At 63.7% G+C, this 17,927-nt stretch carries 19 protein-coding genes; 11 read left to right on the top strand and 8 right to left on the bottom strand.

Translation table 11 applies throughout. The annotated features are described in order from the left end of the window. Positions 1-8: 8 nt before the first annotated feature. Positions 9-512 (bottom strand): (2Fe-2S)-binding protein, encoded by a 504-nt coding sequence (locus JN279_RS20450; RefSeq protein ID WP_096446851.1) that lies wholly within the window; start codon positions 510-512, stop codon positions 9-11. Between the two features lie 311 nt (positions 513-823). Between JN279_RS20450 and JN279_RS20445 the strand changes: the two genes are divergently transcribed. The 3 genes from JN279_RS20445 (at position 824) to JN279_RS20435 (ending at position 3,932) form a co-directional block, all read left to right on the top strand. After that, positions 824-1,960 (top strand): FIST signal transduction protein, encoded by a 1,137-nt coding sequence (locus JN279_RS20445; RefSeq protein ID WP_096446853.1) that lies wholly within the window; start codon positions 824-826, stop codon positions 1,958-1,960. Between the two features lie 19 nt (positions 1,961-1,979). Next, entirely contained in the window at positions 1,980-3,320 is a 1,341-nt protein-coding gene (locus JN279_RS20440; RefSeq protein WP_096446855.1) for a hybrid sensor histidine kinase/response regulator, read from the top strand. Positions 3,321-3,467: 147 nt separating this feature from the next. After that, entirely contained in the window at positions 3,468-3,932 is a 465-nt protein-coding gene (locus JN279_RS20435) for an immunity 26/phosphotriesterase HocA family protein (RefSeq protein ID WP_096446857.1), read from the top strand. Positions 3,933-3,988: 56 nt separating this feature from the next. Here the strand turns inward: JN279_RS20435 and JN279_RS20430 are convergent, their stop codons facing one another. After that, complete coding sequence (locus JN279_RS20430; protein WP_096446860.1) at positions 3,989-4,672, bottom strand: response regulator; 684 nt, start codon at positions 4,670-4,672, stop codon at positions 3,989-3,991. Positions 4,673-4,897: 225 nt separating this feature from the next. On the opposite strand from JN279_RS20430, the gene JN279_RS20425 reads away from it, so the two are divergent. Genes JN279_RS20425 through JN279_RS20415 form a run of 3 tightly spaced genes read left to right on the top strand, consistent with a single transcriptional unit; the run spans position 4,898 to position 6,708 of the window. Beyond that, the gene (locus JN279_RS20425) at positions 4,898-5,593 is read left to right on the top strand and encodes a fumarylacetoacetate hydrolase family protein (protein WP_202350088.1); all 696 of its coding nucleotides are present in this window, start codon (positions 4,898-4,900) and stop codon (positions 5,591-5,593) included. Positions 5,594-5,597: 4 nt separating this feature from the next. Next, entirely contained in the window at positions 5,598-6,248 is a 651-nt protein-coding gene (gene maiA / locus JN279_RS20420; protein ID WP_096446864.1) for a maleylacetoacetate isomerase, read from the top strand. Continuing rightward, a complete protein-coding gene (locus JN279_RS20415) occupies positions 6,238-6,708 on the top strand; it encodes a DUF4262 domain-containing protein (RefSeq protein WP_096446866.1) in 471 nt (156 codons plus the stop codon). The genes maiA and JN279_RS20415 overlap by 11 nt, the downstream gene beginning before the upstream one ends. On the opposite strand, the gene JN279_RS20410 is transcribed toward JN279_RS20415, so the two are convergent. Beyond that, entirely contained in the window at positions 6,709-7,953 is a 1,245-nt protein-coding gene (locus tag JN279_RS20410; protein WP_202350087.1) for an MFS transporter, read from the bottom strand. A gap of 100 nt (positions 7,954-8,053) precedes the next feature. Here JN279_RS20410 and JN279_RS20405 point away from each other — a divergent pair, with 100 nt between their 5' ends. Beyond that, positions 8,054-8,515: a winged helix-turn-helix transcriptional regulator gene (locus JN279_RS20405; protein ID WP_096446870.1), complete on the top strand. Its 462-nt coding sequence runs from the start codon at positions 8,054-8,056 to the stop codon at positions 8,513-8,515. Positions 8,516-8,625: 110 nt separating this feature from the next. Next, on the top strand, positions 8,626-9,666 hold the full coding sequence (locus tag JN279_RS20400) for a zinc-dependent alcohol dehydrogenase family protein (protein ID WP_202350086.1): 1,041 nt from the start codon (positions 8,626-8,628) through the stop codon (positions 9,664-9,666). 9 nt (positions 9,667-9,675) lie between these two features. Here the strand turns inward: JN279_RS20400 and JN279_RS20395 are convergent, their stop codons facing one another. Next, a complete protein-coding gene (locus tag JN279_RS20395; protein WP_202350085.1) occupies positions 9,676-10,539 on the bottom strand; it encodes a DMT family transporter in 864 nt (287 codons plus the stop codon). Between the two features lie 105 nt (positions 10,540-10,644). Here JN279_RS20395 and JN279_RS20390 point away from each other — a divergent pair, with 105 nt between their 5' ends. Then, positions 10,645-12,063 carry an aminotransferase-like domain-containing protein gene (locus JN279_RS20390; protein WP_202350084.1) on the top strand — a complete coding sequence of 473 codons (1,419 nt, stop codon included), beginning with the start codon at positions 10,645-10,647 and terminating at the stop codon, positions 12,061-12,063. A 16-nt stretch (positions 12,064-12,079) separates the two neighbouring features. Here the strand turns inward: JN279_RS20390 and JN279_RS20385 are convergent, their stop codons facing one another. Further along, positions 12,080-12,970, bottom strand: a complete 891-nt coding sequence (locus tag JN279_RS20385; protein ID WP_202350083.1) for a LysR family transcriptional regulator — start codon at positions 12,968-12,970, stop codon at positions 12,080-12,082. 129 nt (positions 12,971-13,099) lie between these two features. On the opposite strand from JN279_RS20385, the gene JN279_RS20380 reads away from it, so the two are divergent. After that, positions 13,100-14,548, top strand: coding sequence for an MFS transporter (locus JN279_RS20380; RefSeq protein ID WP_202350082.1), 1,449 nt, complete (start codon positions 13,100-13,102; stop codon positions 14,546-14,548). Between the two features lie 41 nt (positions 14,549-14,589). On the opposite strand, the gene JN279_RS20375 is transcribed toward JN279_RS20380, so the two are convergent. The 3 genes from JN279_RS20375 to JN279_RS20365 all read right to left on the bottom strand — a co-directional run bounded on the left by JN279_RS20375 (position 14,590) and on the right by JN279_RS20365 (position 17,164). Next, positions 14,590-15,087 (bottom strand): MaoC family dehydratase, encoded by a 498-nt coding sequence (locus JN279_RS20375; RefSeq protein ID WP_096446882.1) that lies wholly within the window; start codon positions 15,085-15,087, stop codon positions 14,590-14,592. A 249-nt stretch (positions 15,088-15,336) separates the two neighbouring features. Beyond that, positions 15,337-15,765: a phasin family protein gene (locus tag JN279_RS20370; protein WP_096446884.1), complete on the bottom strand. Its 429-nt coding sequence runs from the start codon at positions 15,763-15,765 to the stop codon at positions 15,337-15,339. A gap of 103 nt (positions 15,766-15,868) precedes the next feature. After that, complete coding sequence (locus tag JN279_RS20365) at positions 15,869-17,164, bottom strand: DUF445 domain-containing protein (protein WP_096446886.1); 1,296 nt, start codon at positions 17,162-17,164, stop codon at positions 15,869-15,871. A 286-nt stretch (positions 17,165-17,450) separates the two neighbouring features. Between JN279_RS20365 and rirA the strand changes: the two genes are divergently transcribed. Continuing rightward, the gene (gene rirA, locus JN279_RS20360) at positions 17,451-17,912 is read left to right on the top strand and encodes an iron-responsive transcriptional regulator RirA (protein ID WP_096457419.1); all 462 of its coding nucleotides are present in this window, start codon (positions 17,451-17,453) and stop codon (positions 17,910-17,912) included. Positions 17,913-17,927 lie beyond the last annotated feature (15 nt).

The following is a 17,927-nucleotide window of genomic DNA, read 5'->3' as shown; positions in this document are numbered from 1 at the left end:
TGCTTCGTTCACGCAGCTTGTTTCGCCTTGGCCTTGGCAGTCCCCTTCGCCATCGTCTTCGATGCCGCGAGGATCGCCTTGACGATGTTGTGGTAACCGGTGCAGCGGCAGATATTGCCTTCCAGCTCGGCCCGCACCGTCGCCTCGTCGAGGCCTTCGGGATGGCGGGCGATCATGTCGGTTGCCGTCATGATCATGCCTGGCGTGCAGAAGCCGCATTGCAGGCCGTGATGTTCCTTGAAGGCTGCCTGCACGGGATGCAGGTCGGCGCCGTTGGCGAGACCCTCGATGGTCACGACTGTCGACCCTGAGGCCTGGACAGCAAGCATCGAGCAGGACTTGACCGCCTTGCCGTCGACATGGACGACGCAGGCCCCGCATTGCGAGGTGTCGCAACCGACATGCGTGCCGGTCAAGCCGAGATTCTCGCGCAGGAAGTGAACCAGCAGCGTTCGATCCTCGGCGGTCCCGCTGACCCGCCTCCCATTCACCATCAACGAAACGTCCGACATGAATCCTCCCTGGGTATCAACCTTGGTCATCACGCTGCCGACGCGCCGCTGGCACTTCGGCCATGCGTTATTCGTACACCGCACAACGCGCAAAAAACAGCGCGACGGAAAAGCCGGATCATTGTACTTTCGGTCATGACAGGGCCAAAGGTGCAGTCCCCTCGCCCCATTGCCAAAACGCCGATTGAAAGCAACAATATCCTTCGACGCCCGCGCGCCAGAAGCCTTGCAAAAACAGCGCACAAAAACAGCGTCGGAGGAAACGCGGGAGAACGCCGCTGACCAGTTCACGGACGCGCTACGCCTGCGGCTTGTCGGCGCTCACCACGGACGAGCCCGACCCGGATGTTTTCGCACGCGCGGTGGCCAGCGAGGCCGCCGCAATCAATGCCGGCTTTGCCCTCGTGTTCTTTTCCCAGAGCCTTGTCGAGGCCGGCGCCCTGTCGCGGGCACTCTCAGCCTACGCGCCGGGGCTGCACCATGCCGGCTGCTCCACCGCCGGCGAGATTACGCCGCAGGGGCTCGAGGAAGGCCATATGCTGGCGATGCTGCTCCCCTCGGCCGCCTTTACCGCGGTCAGCGCCATGGTCGACAATTTGTCCTCGTCGGGCATGGACAGGATCACCGGCGAGGTCGAGGCCTTGCGACGCAGGCTGCGCGTCCGGGTGGGCGGCGAGCAGGCCACGAACACCTTCGCGCTCTGCTTCATTGACGGGCTATCCTATGCTGAAGAAGCGGTCAGCTCGGCCATCCACTGGGGTCTTGACGACATACCATTGCTCGGCGGCTCGGCCGGCGACGATCTGAAATTCGAGACGACGCGCCTGATCTCGAACGGCAGGGTCACCTCGGACAGCGCCATCATCGTGCTGATCGCCACGGAAATTCCGTTCCACGTCTTCAAGACCGACAATTTCGTTCCGACCGACGAAAAGCTGGTGGTAACGGCGTCCGATGCCGATCACCGCATCGTGCGCGAGTTCAACGCCACCAATGCGGCGGAGGAATATGCCGCCTCCGTCGGCATCGTTCCGCAGACCCTGACGCCGTTGAGCTTCGCCTCGCACCCGGTGGTGGTGAAGGTGGGCGGCGAATATTACTGCCGCTCGATCCAGAGAATGCATGCCGACGGCTCGCTGTCGTTCTTCTGCGCCATCGACGATGGCGTCGTGCTGTCGATCGCCCAGCCAAAGGACATGGTGGAATCGACACGCGCCGCCCTGCGCGAGGTCGAGGAGCGCCTCGGGGGCATCGACCTGATCCTCGGCTTCGACTGCGTGCTGCGCCGGCTCGATGCGCGCAACCGGCAGGTCTTTCGTGACATTTCGGAACTCTACCGGGTCAACAATGTCGTCGGCTTCGGCACTTATGGCGAACAGTACCGGTCGATGCATTTGAACCAGACCTTCACCGGCATTGCCTTTGGCGAACGGCAAGCGGCGGAATAGGGGGCCGCGGAACAACAAGATGCCGCTCAAGGACATAAACGACCTCGAAAAGCTGAAGAAGATCAACGCCGCCCTTGTCAGCCGCGTCGAGCGGTCGATGGACCAGCAAGGCAATGCCTTCTCGCTGTTCCAGACCGCGATCTCGCTGGAAAACCGCGTGCGCACGCGCACCGACGAGCTGCACTCAACGCTGCGGCGGCTGGAGCAGTCGAACATCGATCTCATCGCCGCCAAGGAAAATGCCGAGCTGGCGAACCTCTCCAAGACAAGGTTTCTGGCGGCCGCCAGCCATGACGTGCTGCAGCCGCTGAACGCGGCCCACCTCTCCGTTTCGGCGCTCGCCGAGGTGCAGACCAGCGACGAAGGCAGGAAGCTGGTGCGCCAGGTCGAGCGCTCGCTGGAAACGATGGAGGACCTGCTGCGCACGCTGCTCGACATTTCCAAGCTCGACGCCGGCGTGGTGCAGCCCGATATCAGCGACGTCAGCCTGGAGGCGCTGTTTTCGTCGCTGCGCTCGGATTTCCAGCCGGTCGCGGAAATCAAGGGGTTGTCGCTGAAATTCCGGCCGGTCAATGCCGTGGTCCGCTCCGATCGCACGCTGCTGCGCCGCATCCTGCAGAACATCCTGTCCAACGCGCTGGGCTATACACGCTCGGGTGGCGTGCTTGTCGGCACCAGGCACCGCGGCGACACCATCCGCATCGATGTCGCCGATACCGGCTGCGGCATTCCCGAGGACCAGCGCGAGGCGGTGTTCGAGGAATTTCACCGCGGCACTCCGTCGTCCAATGCGGAGTCGGACGGCGGCGGTCTTGGGCTCGGGCTTGCCATCGTGCGGCGCATGGCCGGCGCGCTCGGCCACCCCGTGACCTTCTCATCGAAGGTCGGGCGCGGCACGATCTTCCATATCGATGTGCCCGTCGGCATCGGCGCGCCCGCCGACGCCATCGCCAGCGCCACCAGCCTGGAACGGTCGCGGGGCTATGGCCTGTTCGGCACCAAGGTGCTGCTGGTCGAAAACGACATTGAGGTGCTGGAGGCAATGACCTTCCTGCTCGAGCGCTGGCAATGCCTGGTGCGGTCCGCGACCTCGACCGACGACGCGCTGGACCTGCTCGGCGACACCGACTGGGTCCCCGACATCGTCATTGCCGACCAGCATCTCGACGGCGGCGATCTCGGCACCGCGACCATATCGGAAGTCCGCGACTATCTCGGCCGCGCCGTTCCGGCGCTGATCGTCACCGCCGACAGTTCCGAGGCCGTCGCCAAGGCAGCCCGCGCCGGCGGCATCGAACTGATGCGCAAACCACTGAAGCCGGCGCAACTGCGCGCGCTGCTGGCGCATTTGTTGGCTTAGTGTTTCCTCCTCCCCGTCACTATACGGGGAGAAGGTGGTGGCAGCTGGATGAGGGGCGGCGCCGACGTTCGCGATCTTCGTGGCGGGAAAAGAAATTAGTGCACTGTCGCCGTAATTCAACTGGGCGGCGAATAGGGGAAATTATACTTGAGAAAACTACCTTATAAAGAAGGCACCTTATTTGCCATTCCGTTGAGATCTGGTGGCTATGGGCTTGGCTTGGTAGCCCGTATGGCCCGAATGGGAAAGATTATTCTAGCATATCTATTTGGACCAATGCGTCTGGAATTGCCAAACGCGGATGAATTAAATGACATAAGTCCAGATAACGCGGTCAGGTGCTTACGGTGTGGCGATCTCGGTTTAATTAATGGAAGTTGGCCAATTATTGGTCAAATGAAGAGCTGGGAAGAAGACAAATGGCCTATGCCAAACTTCGTTCACAAAGAAAGCCTTTCTGATCGAATTCTTATTCGAAAATACTCAAATTCTGATCCCTCGAAGCTGGAGGGTCAAGCCAGCGTAGCTTCAGCGGGCGATTTGGATCAGGACGGTTTACACGGATATGAAATCGTCGAATTGCTTCTGACCGAGCAGCTGAAACCCCATTGATCAAGGAACCACGGTAACGATGTGAATTACGTTGACGGAGCGCCCTTTACACTAACTCAAAACCCAGCCTGATCCCTGAACAGCTCCGCATTGTCCAGCTTCGAAACCTCGATCACCGCCTGCGTGCGGCTGTACACATTGAGCTTGCGCAATATCTCCGAGACATGCGCCTTCACTGTGGTCTCCCCCACCTGCAGCTCGTAGGCGATCTGCTTGTTGAGCAGGCCCTGGCGCAGCATTTGCAGCACGCGCAGTTGCTGCGGCGTCAGCTTGGACAGGCGCTGGACCATGTCGGCGCGGTCGATGCTGTCGGCGTCGGCTGGCTGGCCTTCATAGGTTTCCGGCACATAGATCGCGCCGTCCATCACCGAGCGGATGGCGGCGGCCAGATCGCTCTTGCGCGCCGATTTCGGGATGAAGCCGGCGGCGCCATAGGACAGGGCCTCGGAAATGATCCTGGGCTCCTCATAGCCCGACACGATCACCACCGGCAGGCGCGGATAGCGGGTCCGGAGCTGCAGCAGCCCTTCGAAGCCGTGCACGTCGGGCATTGAGAGATCGAGCAGCGCAAGGTCGAAAGGCTTGGCGTCGGCCAGCAGATCGAGCGCCTCGGCGATCGAGCGCGCCTCGACCGTGTCGACCTCCGGATAAGCCATCTGCACGGCGCTGTGCAGCGCCTCGCGAAACAGCGGATGGTCGTCGATGATCAGGAACCGGGCGCGATCGTTGGATGCTGTCATGTGGCTCGTTCCGGTTTACCGGCCACACCATAGCCCCGCGACCATGGCCGGATTATTGGCAAATAGTCTATCGCCGGAGATACGCCGCTGCAAAAGTGATGGGAACCCTGAATTCCTTATACAGCCCCGGCAAAGCCCGTGCTTTAAGAAAAGCGACGCCTTGCCCGGTCCCCGAAATCGGCCGAAGGTGCCGCCGGCAACCCGATATCCAACACAGAGACCACCATGACCGCCTTCATCCTCCCCGTGCCGCCAACGCCTTCCGTCGCCATCGACGGGTCGGCCGAACGCTTTGCCGTACGACGCATTTTCTGCGTCGGCCGCAACTATGCGGCGCATGCGCGCGAATTCGGCAATGACGAGCGCGATCCGCCCTTCTTCTTCACCAAGCCGGCCGATGCGGTGGTCGATTCCGGCACAGCAATTCCCTACCCGCCGCTGACGGCCAATCTGCACCACGAAATCGAGCTGGTGGCGGCGATCGGCAAACCAGGCTTCCGCATTGCGCGCGAGCGGGCGCTGGAGCATGTCTGGGGTTATGGCGTCGGCATCGACCTCACCCGCCGCGATCTCCAGGACGAGGCCAAGAAGGCGGCGCGACCCTGGGACTGGTCGAAGGCGTTCGATCGTTCCGCCCCTTGCGGCCCGCTGGTGCCCGCACAAACGACCGGCCACCCGACGAAAGGGCGCATCTGGCTCGCCGTCAACGGCAAGGTCCGGCAGGAGGCCGATCTCACCGAATTGATCTGGCCAATCGCCGACATTGTCTCGATCTGCAGCGAGGGCGTAGAATTGCAGGCCGGCGACCTGATCTTCACCGGCACGCCGGCCGGTGTCGGCGCGGTCAAGCCGGGTGAGACGATGACCGGCGGCGTCGACGGCATCGGCACGATCGAAGTGACCATTGGCCAGCCGAAGTGAGCGCATGAGCGAACTCATCCTGCACAATTACTATCGCTCCTCCACCTCCTATCGGGCGCGGATCGCGCTGGAGATGAAGGGGCTGAGCTATGATTACGTCCCGCATCATCTGCGCCATGGCGAGCATCTGGAACCGGCCTATCTAGCGGTCAATCCGCAAGGGCTGGTGCCGGCCTTGGTGCTCGACGACGGCACGCTTTTGACGCAGTCGCTGGCCATCATCGAATATCTCGACGAGATTCAGCCCGCGCCGCCGCTGCTGCCGACGGACGCCCTTGGCCGGGCGCGCGTGAGAATGCTGGCGCAGATGATCGCCTGCGACATCCACCCAGTGAACAATCTGCGCGTGCTGACCTCGCTGCGAACTTTGTTCGGCGCCGGCGACCAGGACATCACCAACTGGTTCCGCCACTGGGTGAACGAAGGCTTTCAGCCGCTTGAGAAGATCCTGGCTTCCTCGCCTCAGACGGGAACATTCTGCCATGGCGAGGCGCCGGGGCTCGCGGATATCTGCCTGGCGGCGCAGATCGCCAGCAACGCCCGCTTCGGCGTCGACCTGACGCCCTATCCGACGATCGCCCGCATCAACGCCGCCTGCATGGCGCTGCCGGCCTTCCAGAAAGCCGCGCCGCAGAACCAGATCGATGCCGAGTAGAGAAGCCAAAGACCCCGAGGAAGCCAAGGCGCTCGCCGATATCGAAGAGTATGGCTGTCATATCCTCTATGTGCTGGAGGAGGACGAGCATCCGCCATTCGCGTACTCGGTGGGGATAGAACACAATTTCAAAGTCCCTGAACTGGTCGTCGTCGGACTCAAGCCGGAACTTTCGCAGACCATCATCAACGAGTATTGCCGACGAGTGCGCAGCGGCGAGAGGTTCAGCGTCGGAGGGCGGGCGTCAGGGTTCTTGGGAGGCGGCTTCGACTGTCAGTTCGGCTCGGTCCATCCGGACCACTATCCTGAACATTTCGGTTGGGATATCTGGTTCTACGACGGCTCGGATTTCCGGATTATGCAGCTAATTTTTCCAACAACTTCCGGGGTTTGGCCGTGGGATGCCGAAGCTGGCGAATGGGTTCGCAAACGGCAACCGTTGCTTGATACCCCGCCCTAACTAGTGCCCTAGCCTTAGCGTCGCCACCCAGAACACCAGCGCCGCCAGAGCGACACCGCCGCCAAGCATGCAAACACCGCTCCAGCCCCAGGCGCCAAAAATCATGGTCGAGGCGATGGAGCCGAGCGCGCTGCCGAGCGAATAGAAGATCATGTAGCCGCCGACCAGCCGGCTGCGCGCATCCGGCCGGCGCGAAAAAATCAGGCTCTGGTTGGTGACATGGACGGCCTGGATCGCCAGGTCCAGCATGAGGATGCCGGCGACAAGCAGCCACAGCGACATACCCATGAAGGCGATCGGCAGCCAGGCTGCGGTCATCAGCAACAGGCTGAGCCCAGTGACCAGCTGGCCGCGCCCGCGATCCACGAGGCCGCCTGTCCAGCGGGCACCGAGAGCACCAGCGACGCCGGCCAGGCCGAACAACCCGATCTCGGTGTGCGAGAGGGAGAACGGCGCGGCACTCAGCGGCAGCACCAGCGGCGCCCACAGCACGTTGAAGGTGGCGAAGATCAGCATGGCGAGCACGGCGCGCACGCGCAGCAGCGGCTCCTGCACGAACAGCAGCACCACCGAACCGAGCAGGCGCGGATAGGATGTGCGTGGCCGCTCCGCCTCGTGGCGCGGCAGGATCAGGTAGAGAACCAGCGCCATGACCAGCGTCAGCGCCGCCGAGATAAGATAGACCCAACGCCAGCCGGCAAAGTCGGCGACGACACCGGCGACGAAGCGGGCAAGCAGGATGCCGGTTATGACGCCGCTGGTGACGGTGCCGACCGCCCGCCCGCGCTCGGACGGCAGAGCGAGGTCGGCGGCGTAGGCCACCAGCACCTGCACCACCACAGCAAGCAGCCCGACGACCGCGAGGCTTGCCAGCAGCATCACGGCGTTCGGCGCAATCCCGACCGCGATCAATGCCATGGCGGAAAGGACCGCCTGCCCGGCGATCAGCTTGCGGCGGTCGAAAAGGTCGCCAAGCGGCACGATCAAGAACAGGCCGAGCGCGTAGCCGATCTGCGTGACCGTCACCACGATGCCGACCGAGGCCGGCGCGATGGCAAAATCATGCGCCATGGCGTCGAGCAGCGGATGGGCGAAATAGACATTAGCGACGCTCAGGCCGCAAGCGATCGCGAAGACCAGCGCGGTCATTGCCGACAGTCCCGGTGGCGACGCCGGCACGACTTGCCGCGGCCCGTCGGATCGCTCCAGGCTTGTTGCCGCGCTGTTCACCACCTGCACATTCATGTCGCTCTCCGTAAATAGGTTTCAAATTGAAACCACTTGCTGGATAGACAGAACAGTTTTATCTTGCAACCAAAATGACAACGCTGGACCAACGATTGCCATGGTGAAACGAACGAGCCACCACGAAGCGGATTGCCTGATCGCACGGCCGCTGGACGCGATCGGCGACTGGTGGTCGCTGCTCATCGTGCGCGATGCCTTCGATGGCTTGCGCCGCTTCGGCGAGTTCCAGAAGAGCCTCGGCGTTGCCAAGAACATCCTGTCGGCGCGGCTGCGCAATCTGGTCGCGCACGGCATACTGGAAACGGTTCCGGCTCCCGATGGCAGCGCCCACCACGAATACGTGCTGACGCAAAAGGGGCGCGGCCTGTTCTATGTCCTGGTCGCCTTGCGGCAATGGGGAGAAACCTATTTCTCCGGACCGGGCGAGCCCTACACCTTCATGGTCGACATCGAGAGCGGCCGGCCGATCAGGCGCCTGGAGGTGCATGCCGAGGACGGTCGACTGCTTGTTCCCGGCGACACAAGGCTCGCCGATTTCCGCAACAGGGAAAACAGCTGAGCGCCCTGGCCGGTTCGGCGGACCGGCCAAGCTGGCGGAATCGATTTCCGCTTGACCGGCCGGGGAATCGGCTATCGTTTCCCCAGACAGTACGCAGGGTGGAGTGACCGATGAAAGCCGTCGTCTTCGAGAAATTCGGCGAAGCGCCGACGATCCAGACCGTTCCCGATCCGAAGCCGGCTGCCGATGGCGTGGTCATCAAGGTCGAGGCAACCGGGCTCTGCCGCAGCGACTGGCATGGCTGGATGGGCCATGATGACGGCATCACCTTGCCGCACGTCCCGGGCCATGAGCTGGCGGGCGTCGTCGTCGCCGCCGGCAAGCAGGTCAGCCGCTGGAAGGCCGGCGACCGCGTGACGGTGCCGTTCGCCGTCGGCTGCGGCCGCTGCTTCGAATGCACCTCGGGCAACCATCAGGTCTGCGAGCACCAGACGCAGCCGGGCTTCACCGGCTGGGGCTCGTTCGCCGAATATGTCGGCATCGAGCATGCCGACACCAACCTCGTGCGCCTGCCCGAGGAGATGGAATACGCCACCGCCGCCAGCCTCGGCTGCCGTTTCGTCACCTCGTTTCGCGCCATCGTCGACCAGGGCCGGGTCAAGCCCGGTGAATGGGTGGCGGTGCATGGCTGTGGCGGCGTCGGCCTGTCGGCGATCATGATCGCCAGTTCGTTGGGCGCCAATGTCATCGCCATCGACCTCACCGACGAGAAGCTGGAGTTCGCCAGAAAGATCGGCGCCGTCGCGACCATCAATGCGTCAACGACGCCGAATGTGGTCAAGGCGGTCAAGCAGATCACCAATGGCGGCGCGCATATGTCGATGGACGCGCTTGGCCACCCCACCACTTCCTTCAACTCGATCGCCAATCTGCGCCGGCGCGGCCGCCATGTGCAGGTCGGCCTGATGCTAGGCGAGCATGCCCGCCCGCAAGTGCCGATGGACAAGGTCATCGCCTTCGAACTCGAAATCCTCGGCAGCCACGGCATGCAGGCCTACCGCTACCAGGCGATGATGGAGATGATCCGCCATGGCAAGCTCAAGCCCGAACTGCTGGTCGGCAAGAAGATTAGCCTCGACGAGGCGCCCGCGGCCTTAATGGCGATGGGCGGTTTCGAGGGCATCGGCATTGGGGTGGTGACGAAGTTCTAGGTCGGGAGTCTACCGCGCAAACTTCTTCGCGCCGAACACGCAGGCCACCACGCCAAGCGTGACCACCACCATCAGCGGGCTGACCTGTTCGTGCAGCAGTGTCGCCGCGAGCGCCAGGCCGAAGAACGGCTGCAGCAGCTGCAGCTGGCCGACCGCGGCAATGCCGCCTTGCGCCAGGCCGCGATACCAGAAGACGAAGCCGATCAGCATGCTGAAAAGCGAGACATAGGCCAGCCCGATCCAGGCGTGCGAGCCGACGGCGGCAAAGGATGGCGGCAAGGTCGCGAAAGTCAGCACCAGCATGATCGGCAACGACAGCGTCAGCGCCCAGCAGATCACTTGCCAACCGCCGAGCCTGCGCGACAACGCGGCGCCCTCGGCATAGCCCAGGCCGCAAACGACGATGGCGGCGAGCATCAGCCCATCGCCCACCGGCGAAGCCGTCACGCCTTGCATCAGCGCGAAGCCGGCGACCAGCGCACTGCCTATGCAGGAAAACAGCCAGAATGCCGGTCGTGGGCGCTCGCCGCCGCGCAGCACGCCGAAGATCGCGGTTGCCAGCGGCAGCAGGCCGACGAAGATGATCGAGTGGGCGGAGGTGACGTGCTTCAGCGCCAGCGCGGTCAGCAAGGGAAAGCCGACCACCACGCCAAGTGCGACGATCACCAGTGACATGAGATCGCCCCGCTCCGGGCGCTTCTGCCGGAACAAGAGCAGCATTGCCAGGCCAAGCAGCCCGGCAATCGCGGCGCGGGCCGATGTCACGAATGTCGGGTCGAAGTCCATCACGGCAACGCGCGTCGCCGGCAGCGAGCCTGAGAAGATCAACACGCCGATAAATCCGTTCAACCAGCCGCTCGCGGTCTTGTCCATTCCAGGCTCCATGTCTTTCGCCCTCTATCGGGCAGATGCCATGGTGCAGCCAGAGACAATGGGGTACAATTTATCGAAACTGTAATGGCCAGACGAGCAGTACGGATGACGGACTTCGCTTTGGAAAAGGACGACGCGCGGACCCCGGGCGCCCCCACACTGGTCGAAAGCGTCATGGCGACCATCCGCCAGCGGATCGCGGCGCGCAGCCTGACACCGGGCGCCCGGCTGCCCTCCATCCGCGCCTTCGCCCAATCCATGCAGGTGTCTAAATCCACCGTGGTCGAAGCCTATGAACGGCTTGCAGCGGAAGGCACGATCCGCTCCCGGCCGGGTTCAGGCTTCTATGCCGCCGGCTCGCTGGCGCCGCTGTCGCTGGCCGAGATCGGTCCCCGGCTCGACCGTGCCGTCGATCCGCTCTGGGTCTCGCGCCAGTCGCTGGATGCCGGCGACGAGGTGCTGAAACCCGGCTGCGGCTGGCTGCCGGCCTCGTGGATGCCGCAGGCCGGACTGCGCCGCGCGCTGCGCACGGCGGCGCGCGCCGATGATGTCGCACTTGCCGATTACGGCACGCCGCTCGGCCTGCCGCCGCTGCGGCAACTCCTGGCGCGGCGCATGGCTGGGCATGGCATCGAAGTCTCGCCCGAACAGATCATGCTGACGGAATCGGGCACGCAGGCCATCGACCTCCTATGCCGGTTCCTGATCGAACCCGGCGACACGGTGCTGGTCGACGACCCCTGCTATTTCAATTTCCACGCTCTGCTGCGCGCCCACCGCGCCAAGGTCGTCAGTGTGCCCTACACACCCTCGGGACCGGATATTGAGCTGTTCGCGCAGGCGCTGGCCGAGCACCGGCCGCGCCTCTACATCACCAATTCCGCCATCCACAACCCAACCGGCGCCATCCTGTCGCCGGTCACCGCGCACCGGTTGCTCAAGCTCGCCGACCAGTCGGACCTGACCATCGTCGAGGACGACATCTTCGCCGATTTCGAGCACGCCCCCGCCCCGAGGCTGGCGGCTTTCGATGGCCTCAGCCGTGTTGTCCAGATCGGCAGCTTCTCCAAGACGCTGTCAGCGTCGGTGCGCTGCGGTTTCATCGCCGCGCCCCGCGACTGGATCGAGGGGCTGACCGACCTCAAGATCGCCACCACTTTCGGCGGCGGACGGCTGGCGGCCGAACTGGTGCTGACGCTGCTGAAGGACGGCAGCTACCGCAAGCACATGGATCTGCTGCGCGCCAAGCTGGCGCGCGCCATGGCCGAGACCGGCGCTCGGCTGAAGGCGATCGGCATCACGCCGTGGATCGACCAGCCGGCCGGCCTGTTCCTGTGGTGCAGCCTGCCCGATGGCGTTGACGCGGCCGAAGTCGCGCGCCGGGCGCTTGCCGACAATGTCGTGCTGGCGCCCGGCAATGCGTTCAGCCTGTCCGGAACGGCCAGCCGTTTCCTGCGCTTCAACGTCGCTCAGTGCGAAGACCAGCGGATTTTCAAGGTGCTCGAAACCGCGATGAAGCGGTGATCGCACGTCGCTTCAATCAGCGGCTCGCACAGACCTCCCGCACGCAGTCGCGCAGCCAGCGTTGTGCCGGATCGGCATCGAGGCGCGGATGCCAGAGCATGGAGATGGTAACCTCCATCGTGGCGACCGGCAGCGGGAAACTGTGCATGCCGGTGCGCGCGCCGGCCGTGTGCCGCTCAGGCACGCTGGCGATCAGTTCCGAGGCGCGCGCCATGGCGAGCGCGGCCGAGAAACCCGAAACCATGCACACGACCGTCCGCTGCAGGCCAAGCGTGCCCAGTGCCTCGTCGATCGGCCCTTTCTCGCGGCCGCGCCGCGAAACACTGATGTGCCGGCCCGCGGCGTAGCGCCCGGGCGTCACAATGCCCTCGCTCAGCGGATGGCCTGATCGAACAGCGCCAATGAAGCGGTCGCGAAACAGCGCCTGGATGCGCACTTCGGGCCCGGTTTCGCCGGCGACCCCGATTTCCAGGTCGATTGCCGCATCGCGCAACGACATCACATCCTTGTCGGACTTCGGCGCGAAACGCAGCCGCACCCCTGGCGCATCGGCTTCGATGCGGGCGACCAGACGGGGCCCGAATTCCTCGACGAAGCCCTCATTGGTGCGCAGCGTGAACACCTTGTCCAGGCTTGCGGGATCAAGCAATTCGGCGGGGCGCAGCAGCGCCTCCGCGTCCTGCACGACAGCACCGACCTGCCGGCGCAATTCTTCCGCGCGCGGCGTCGCCACCAGGCCACGCCCGGCGCGGACCAAAAGAGGGTCGCCCGTTGCCTCGCGCAGCCGCGCCAGCGTCCGGCTCATCGCCGAGGGGCTGAGCCGCAGACGGCGCGCGGCGCGGGCCACGCTGCCTTCCTCCAGCAGAACGTCGAGAGCGAACAGCAGATTGAGATCAGGAGACGTCATCCGCAGATCATAACATGATGTGGCGTTTGACGCACGAATATGATGCAAATGCTGCGCCTTCCGCCATATCAACTACAAGACTAGATCTCCGATGGTTCCGGTTGCGGAGCGAATGGAAAGGAGATCGCCATGGCAGTCGCCGCACAAAGTCGAGATGGGCTGATATCAGCCCCCCAAGAGAAAGAAACGGTCGGCTGGGCTCTGGCAAGCCTGTCGCTCGCCACGCTGCTGTCGTCGCTCGGAACCAGCATCGCCAGTGTCGGGTTGCCCTCGCTGATGCAGACATTCGGAGCATCGTTCCAGGCCGTGCAATGGGTGGTTCTGGCCTATCTCCTCGCCATTACCACGCTGATCGTCAGCGCCGGGCGGCTGGCCGACATGTTTGGGCGCCGGCCATTGCTGCTTGGCGGCATCGCGTTGTTCACATCGGCATCGGTGCTCTGCGGCCTGGCGCCGACGCTGTGGCTGCTGATTGCCGCGCGCGCCGTGCAGGGGCTTGGCGCCGCATTGATGATGGCGCTGACGCTGGCCTTTGTCGCCGAGACCGTAAGCAAGGAGCGGACGGGCAGCGCCATGGGCCTGCTCGGCGCCATGTCGGCGATCGGCACGACGCTCGGCCCCTCGCTTGGCGGCTTGCTGATCGCCGGCCTCGGCTGGCGCGCGATCTTCCTCGTCAATGTGCCGCTGGGCCTGCTGACCTTCGCCCTCGCCTGGCGCGCCCTGCCCGCTCGCAACAACACAGCTCAGGCCGCCCAAGGCAGATTCGACGCGATGGGCACTCTCCTGCTGGCCCTGACGCTGGCCGCCTATGCATTGGCCATGACGCTTGGCCGGGGCCATTTCGGCGCGCTCAACATCGGCCTGCTGGTCGCGACCGCTTTCGGCGTCATTCTGTTCGCCGTCGCCCAGACGCGGGTGAAGAACCCGCTGGTCCAACTCGCCAGTTTCAAGGATCCGCGGCTCAGCGCCAGTCTGGCCATGAGCCTCATCGTCGCCACGGTGATGATGGCAACCCTGGTGGTTGCCCCGTTCTATCTGTCGCGAGGGTTGGGGCTCGATGCCGCGATGGTCGGCGTGGTGCTCTCGACCGGGCCGCTTGTGTCGACCCTGTCGGCGCTGCTGGCCGGACGGCTTTCCGACCGCTTCGGAGCCAACAGGATGATGGTCGCCGGCCTCACCAGCCTCGCCACGGGCACATTCCTTCTGTCGCTTGCCCTGACCGGGCTTGGCATTGCCAGCTATGTCGTTCCGATCACCGTCACCTGCTTCGGCTATGCCCTGTTCCAGACCTCCAACAACGCGGCCGTCATGACCGGCGTCGGCGCGGGCGAACGCGGTGTCATGTCGGGCCTGCTCAATTTGTCGCGCAATCTCGGCCTCATCACCGGCGCGTCGCTGATGGGCGCCATCTTCGCGGTTGCGTCGGCCGGTGGTCAGCAAGGAGCAGGACAGGACGTCCTGAATTCCGCTTCAGCCGCCCGGGGCATGCAGGTCACCTTTGAGACGGCAACGGCCCTGGCGTTGGTTGCATTGCTGCTAGCGCTGCTGTCATCCCGCAATGCGATCAAGCACGGATAATCGATGCGAAATTTCTGAAATCGCGGGGCTTGGGCGGCCGCTCAGGCCCCTGCCCGTTTGCGGCGCTCATACAGCATGACCAGCGTTTCCGCCGTCAGTGCCGGCTTTTCCTCGCCTTCGATCTCAACCGTGTTGGCTGCCTTCATCAGATACTGGCCGGGCCCCCTGTCCTCCATGGAAAGCAGGACGGTGCGCAGCCTGATGCGCGCGCCGACCTTAACCGGCGCCAGGAAACGCACCTTGTCGAAGCCATAGTTGAAGGCGGCCTGGGTGTTTTCCGGCACGATGCCCATACCGAGCGCCAGCGCGCCAATGATCGACAGGGTCAGATAGCCATGTGCGATCGTCGTGCGGAACGGGCTTTGCCGCCGCGCCCGTTCGGGATCGACATGAATCCATTGATGGTCGCCGGTGCATTCGGCGAACTGGTTGATACGGTCCTGGTCGACCGTGGTCCATTCCGAGACACCGAGCTCCTGCCCGGACATCGTTCTCAACTGCTCGAAGGTCGGCGGCGTTTTAGGCCGTACTTCTGTCATTCCTGCTTTCCCGATAGCTTGCCGTGCCTCCGGACCACGAACGGACGGCTCCTGTCAATTCGCCCTGCGTGAATCCGTTCCGCCGAATTCCGGCTGAATCGTGCCATGCCTTACCATGCATTGGCAGGTCGAATTCGGATTTTACGACGTTTCAGGGCAGCCGGGAGCTTATAGCGTGGCGCGGATGCAACTATGCGTAAGGTTACGCAATGCCGAACAACCGGAGACGTAACGGCAGGCCACGGGGATCTACTTCTGCCCGTAGCCGGCGCGGATTTCCTCCATCGCCTCCTTGATACGCGCACGCAGGATTTCGATCGATTCGGTGCCGGATTTGCGGGCCAGTTCAGCCACTTCACCGGCATTCTTGAGTGCGACCTCGAAGGACTTCCTGGCAAACTCCGTCTGTTTGGCCATCAGCTCCTGCGGGTTACCCGGCGCCCGGTAGCTCTGCGCCATGTCGGCAATTTCGCGCAGCGTGTCCCGCAGCATTTCGCGTTGCCTCGACAACAGCGAGGTCGCGCCGGCGGCGCCGGCTCGCGCCGATTTCTCCAAGGCCTCGAGGTTCTTTCGATGATGGGCAAGGATCGCCTCGACATCGACATTGGGCACCTTCAGGTCGCGGCCGAATTTGCCGAACATGTCCATGAAGGAATCGGATTCCGGTTGTTTTGCCACGATGTCTTCTCCCCTTTGCCGCGGATGCGGCTGCCCTCACGGGGAGCATAGCACTCGGATGCCGCGTGTCCATTTCGAAGACGGGCCTGGCGACCGATACGCATCAATTGACCGGGAGCAGCAATTCGATCGTGTAGAGCACAATACCCGCCAGCCCGCCGATAATCATGCCGTTGAAGCGGATATATTGCAGGTCCCGGCCGATGTTCATCTCGATCAGCCGCGTCAGTTGCGCCAGGTCCCAGCGCTTGACCTGATCGCCGATGAATTTCGACACGCCGCTCTTCTGGCTCTCGACAAAGGAGGCGAGCGCCACGACGAATCCTTGGTTCATGTCGGCCCGGATCCGCGCATCGCCGGCAAGATGCCGGCCGACCTCGACGAACATGTTGGCGAGATGTGCGCGGACCACCGAATTCGGCGCCTTGGCGTCCTGCGCGATGAACAGGCTGAGGCTCTCCCACATGTCGCCCGCCAGCGCCCTGACCTCGGGTCGGACGAGGAAATCACGCTTCATCTTCTCGGCGCGCTTTGCATATTGCTTGGACGTCCGCAGCCGCTCGACGAAGCCTTGCGCGAAACGGTCGAACTCGGCCCGCATCGGGTGGTCGGGATCGGCCCGCACCTCGTCGAGCAAGGAGCCTGCCGAGGCGACGATCTTCTTCAGGAGATAGGCGTCGGCGCGGAACAGGTTGAACAGCGACGGCAATTCCTCGCGGATCTTCTCGCGCATCGTCACCAGCGCCTGTTCGTCGTTGAGGAAGCGGCCGACCACCTTGATGAACTCGTCGAACAATTTCTGGTGGCGGCGGTCATCAGTAAGCGCCGACAAGAGTTCAGCCGCCAGCGGCGCCAGCGGCACCTTTTCGATCTGCTCGAGCATACGGCTGGTGACGAAGCCGCGCAGTCCGGATTGCTCGACCGCGGCCAGCGTCTGCGGCACCAGCCGCACGACGAAGCGCGACAGGCCGGCGGCGCGTTCGGCATCGGTCAGCCAGTCGGCGACGAGTGCTGCAAAATCGACCTCGGCAAGCTTTTCCCACACTGGCTCCGGCGCCAGGAAATTGGCCTCGATGAAGCGGCCGAGATTGTCGGCGATGCGGCTCTGGTTTTCCGGGATGATGGCGGTGTGCGGGATCGGCAGCCCGAGCGGCCGCCTGAACAGCGCCACCACCGCGTACCAGTCTGCCAGGCCGCCAATGGTCGCCGCCTCGGCGAAGGCAGCTACGAACCCCAGCCACGGATAGGTGCTTTGGAACGACTTGGCCAAGGCGAACACCAGCACGCAAAGCGCCAGCGCCGCGGTGGCGATGAATTTGGTGCGGCGTAATGCCGAGAGCTTGACGGCCGCGTCGGCATCGAAACGGACAGGCGCCAGGGACGGAGCCGATTGTGACATGGACGAATTGCTCCTCGTCGATCTCTGGTCGATCTCGGGCCTATCTAGGGATTCGTCAGCCGAAATGCCCGTAGCGGCCAGTTTTCCCCGCGTTTTGCCGGGTTGCGCACATAAAGTTGACGAGAATATTCATCTATGGTGCCCGGCTAGTCTGGAATTGTTCCAAGGTATAGGCCATATTCGGGTCGAGGCCAGTGCGACGAATCCGAAACTCCGGGATCAGAGCTGCGCCGGCAAAATTCTGGAATCCGGCATGGTCACCGCGCCGGCGCCTAGTGAGGACAAAATGCGGCTTACACGCCAGACCAATTATGCCATGCGCATCCTGATGTATTGTGCCGCCAACGATGACCGGTTGAGCCGCATTCCCGAAATCGCGACCGCCTATTCGGTGTCGGAACTGTTCCTGTTCAAGATCCTGCAGCCGCTGGTCGAGCATGGCCTGGTGGAGACAGTGCGCGGCCGCAATGGTGGCGTCCGGCTTGGCCGCGCCGCGGAATCCATCAGCCTCTTCGACGTCGTGCGGGTGACGGAAGAGAGCTTTGCCATGGCCGAATGCTTCGAGAACGATGCCGCCGAATGCCCGCTGGTCGACAGCTGCGCGCTGAATTCGGCGCTGCGCGAGGCTCTCAACGCCTTCTTCGCCGTGCTTTCCCGCTACACCGTTGCCGATATGGTGGCGGCAAGGCCGAATGTGCGCAACCTGCTCGGCATCGACATGCTGGAGCGCCGCGCCCCGGCTGCCTGATCTGAGCAGGCCGGC

It is taken from the genome of Mesorhizobium sp. 113-1-2 (assembly GCF_016756475.1).
GTDB classification, from domain to species: domain Bacteria; phylum Pseudomonadota; class Alphaproteobacteria; order Rhizobiales; family Rhizobiaceae; genus Mesorhizobium; species Mesorhizobium loti_C.
This window is presented reverse-complemented; position numbering and strand designations above follow the sequence as displayed.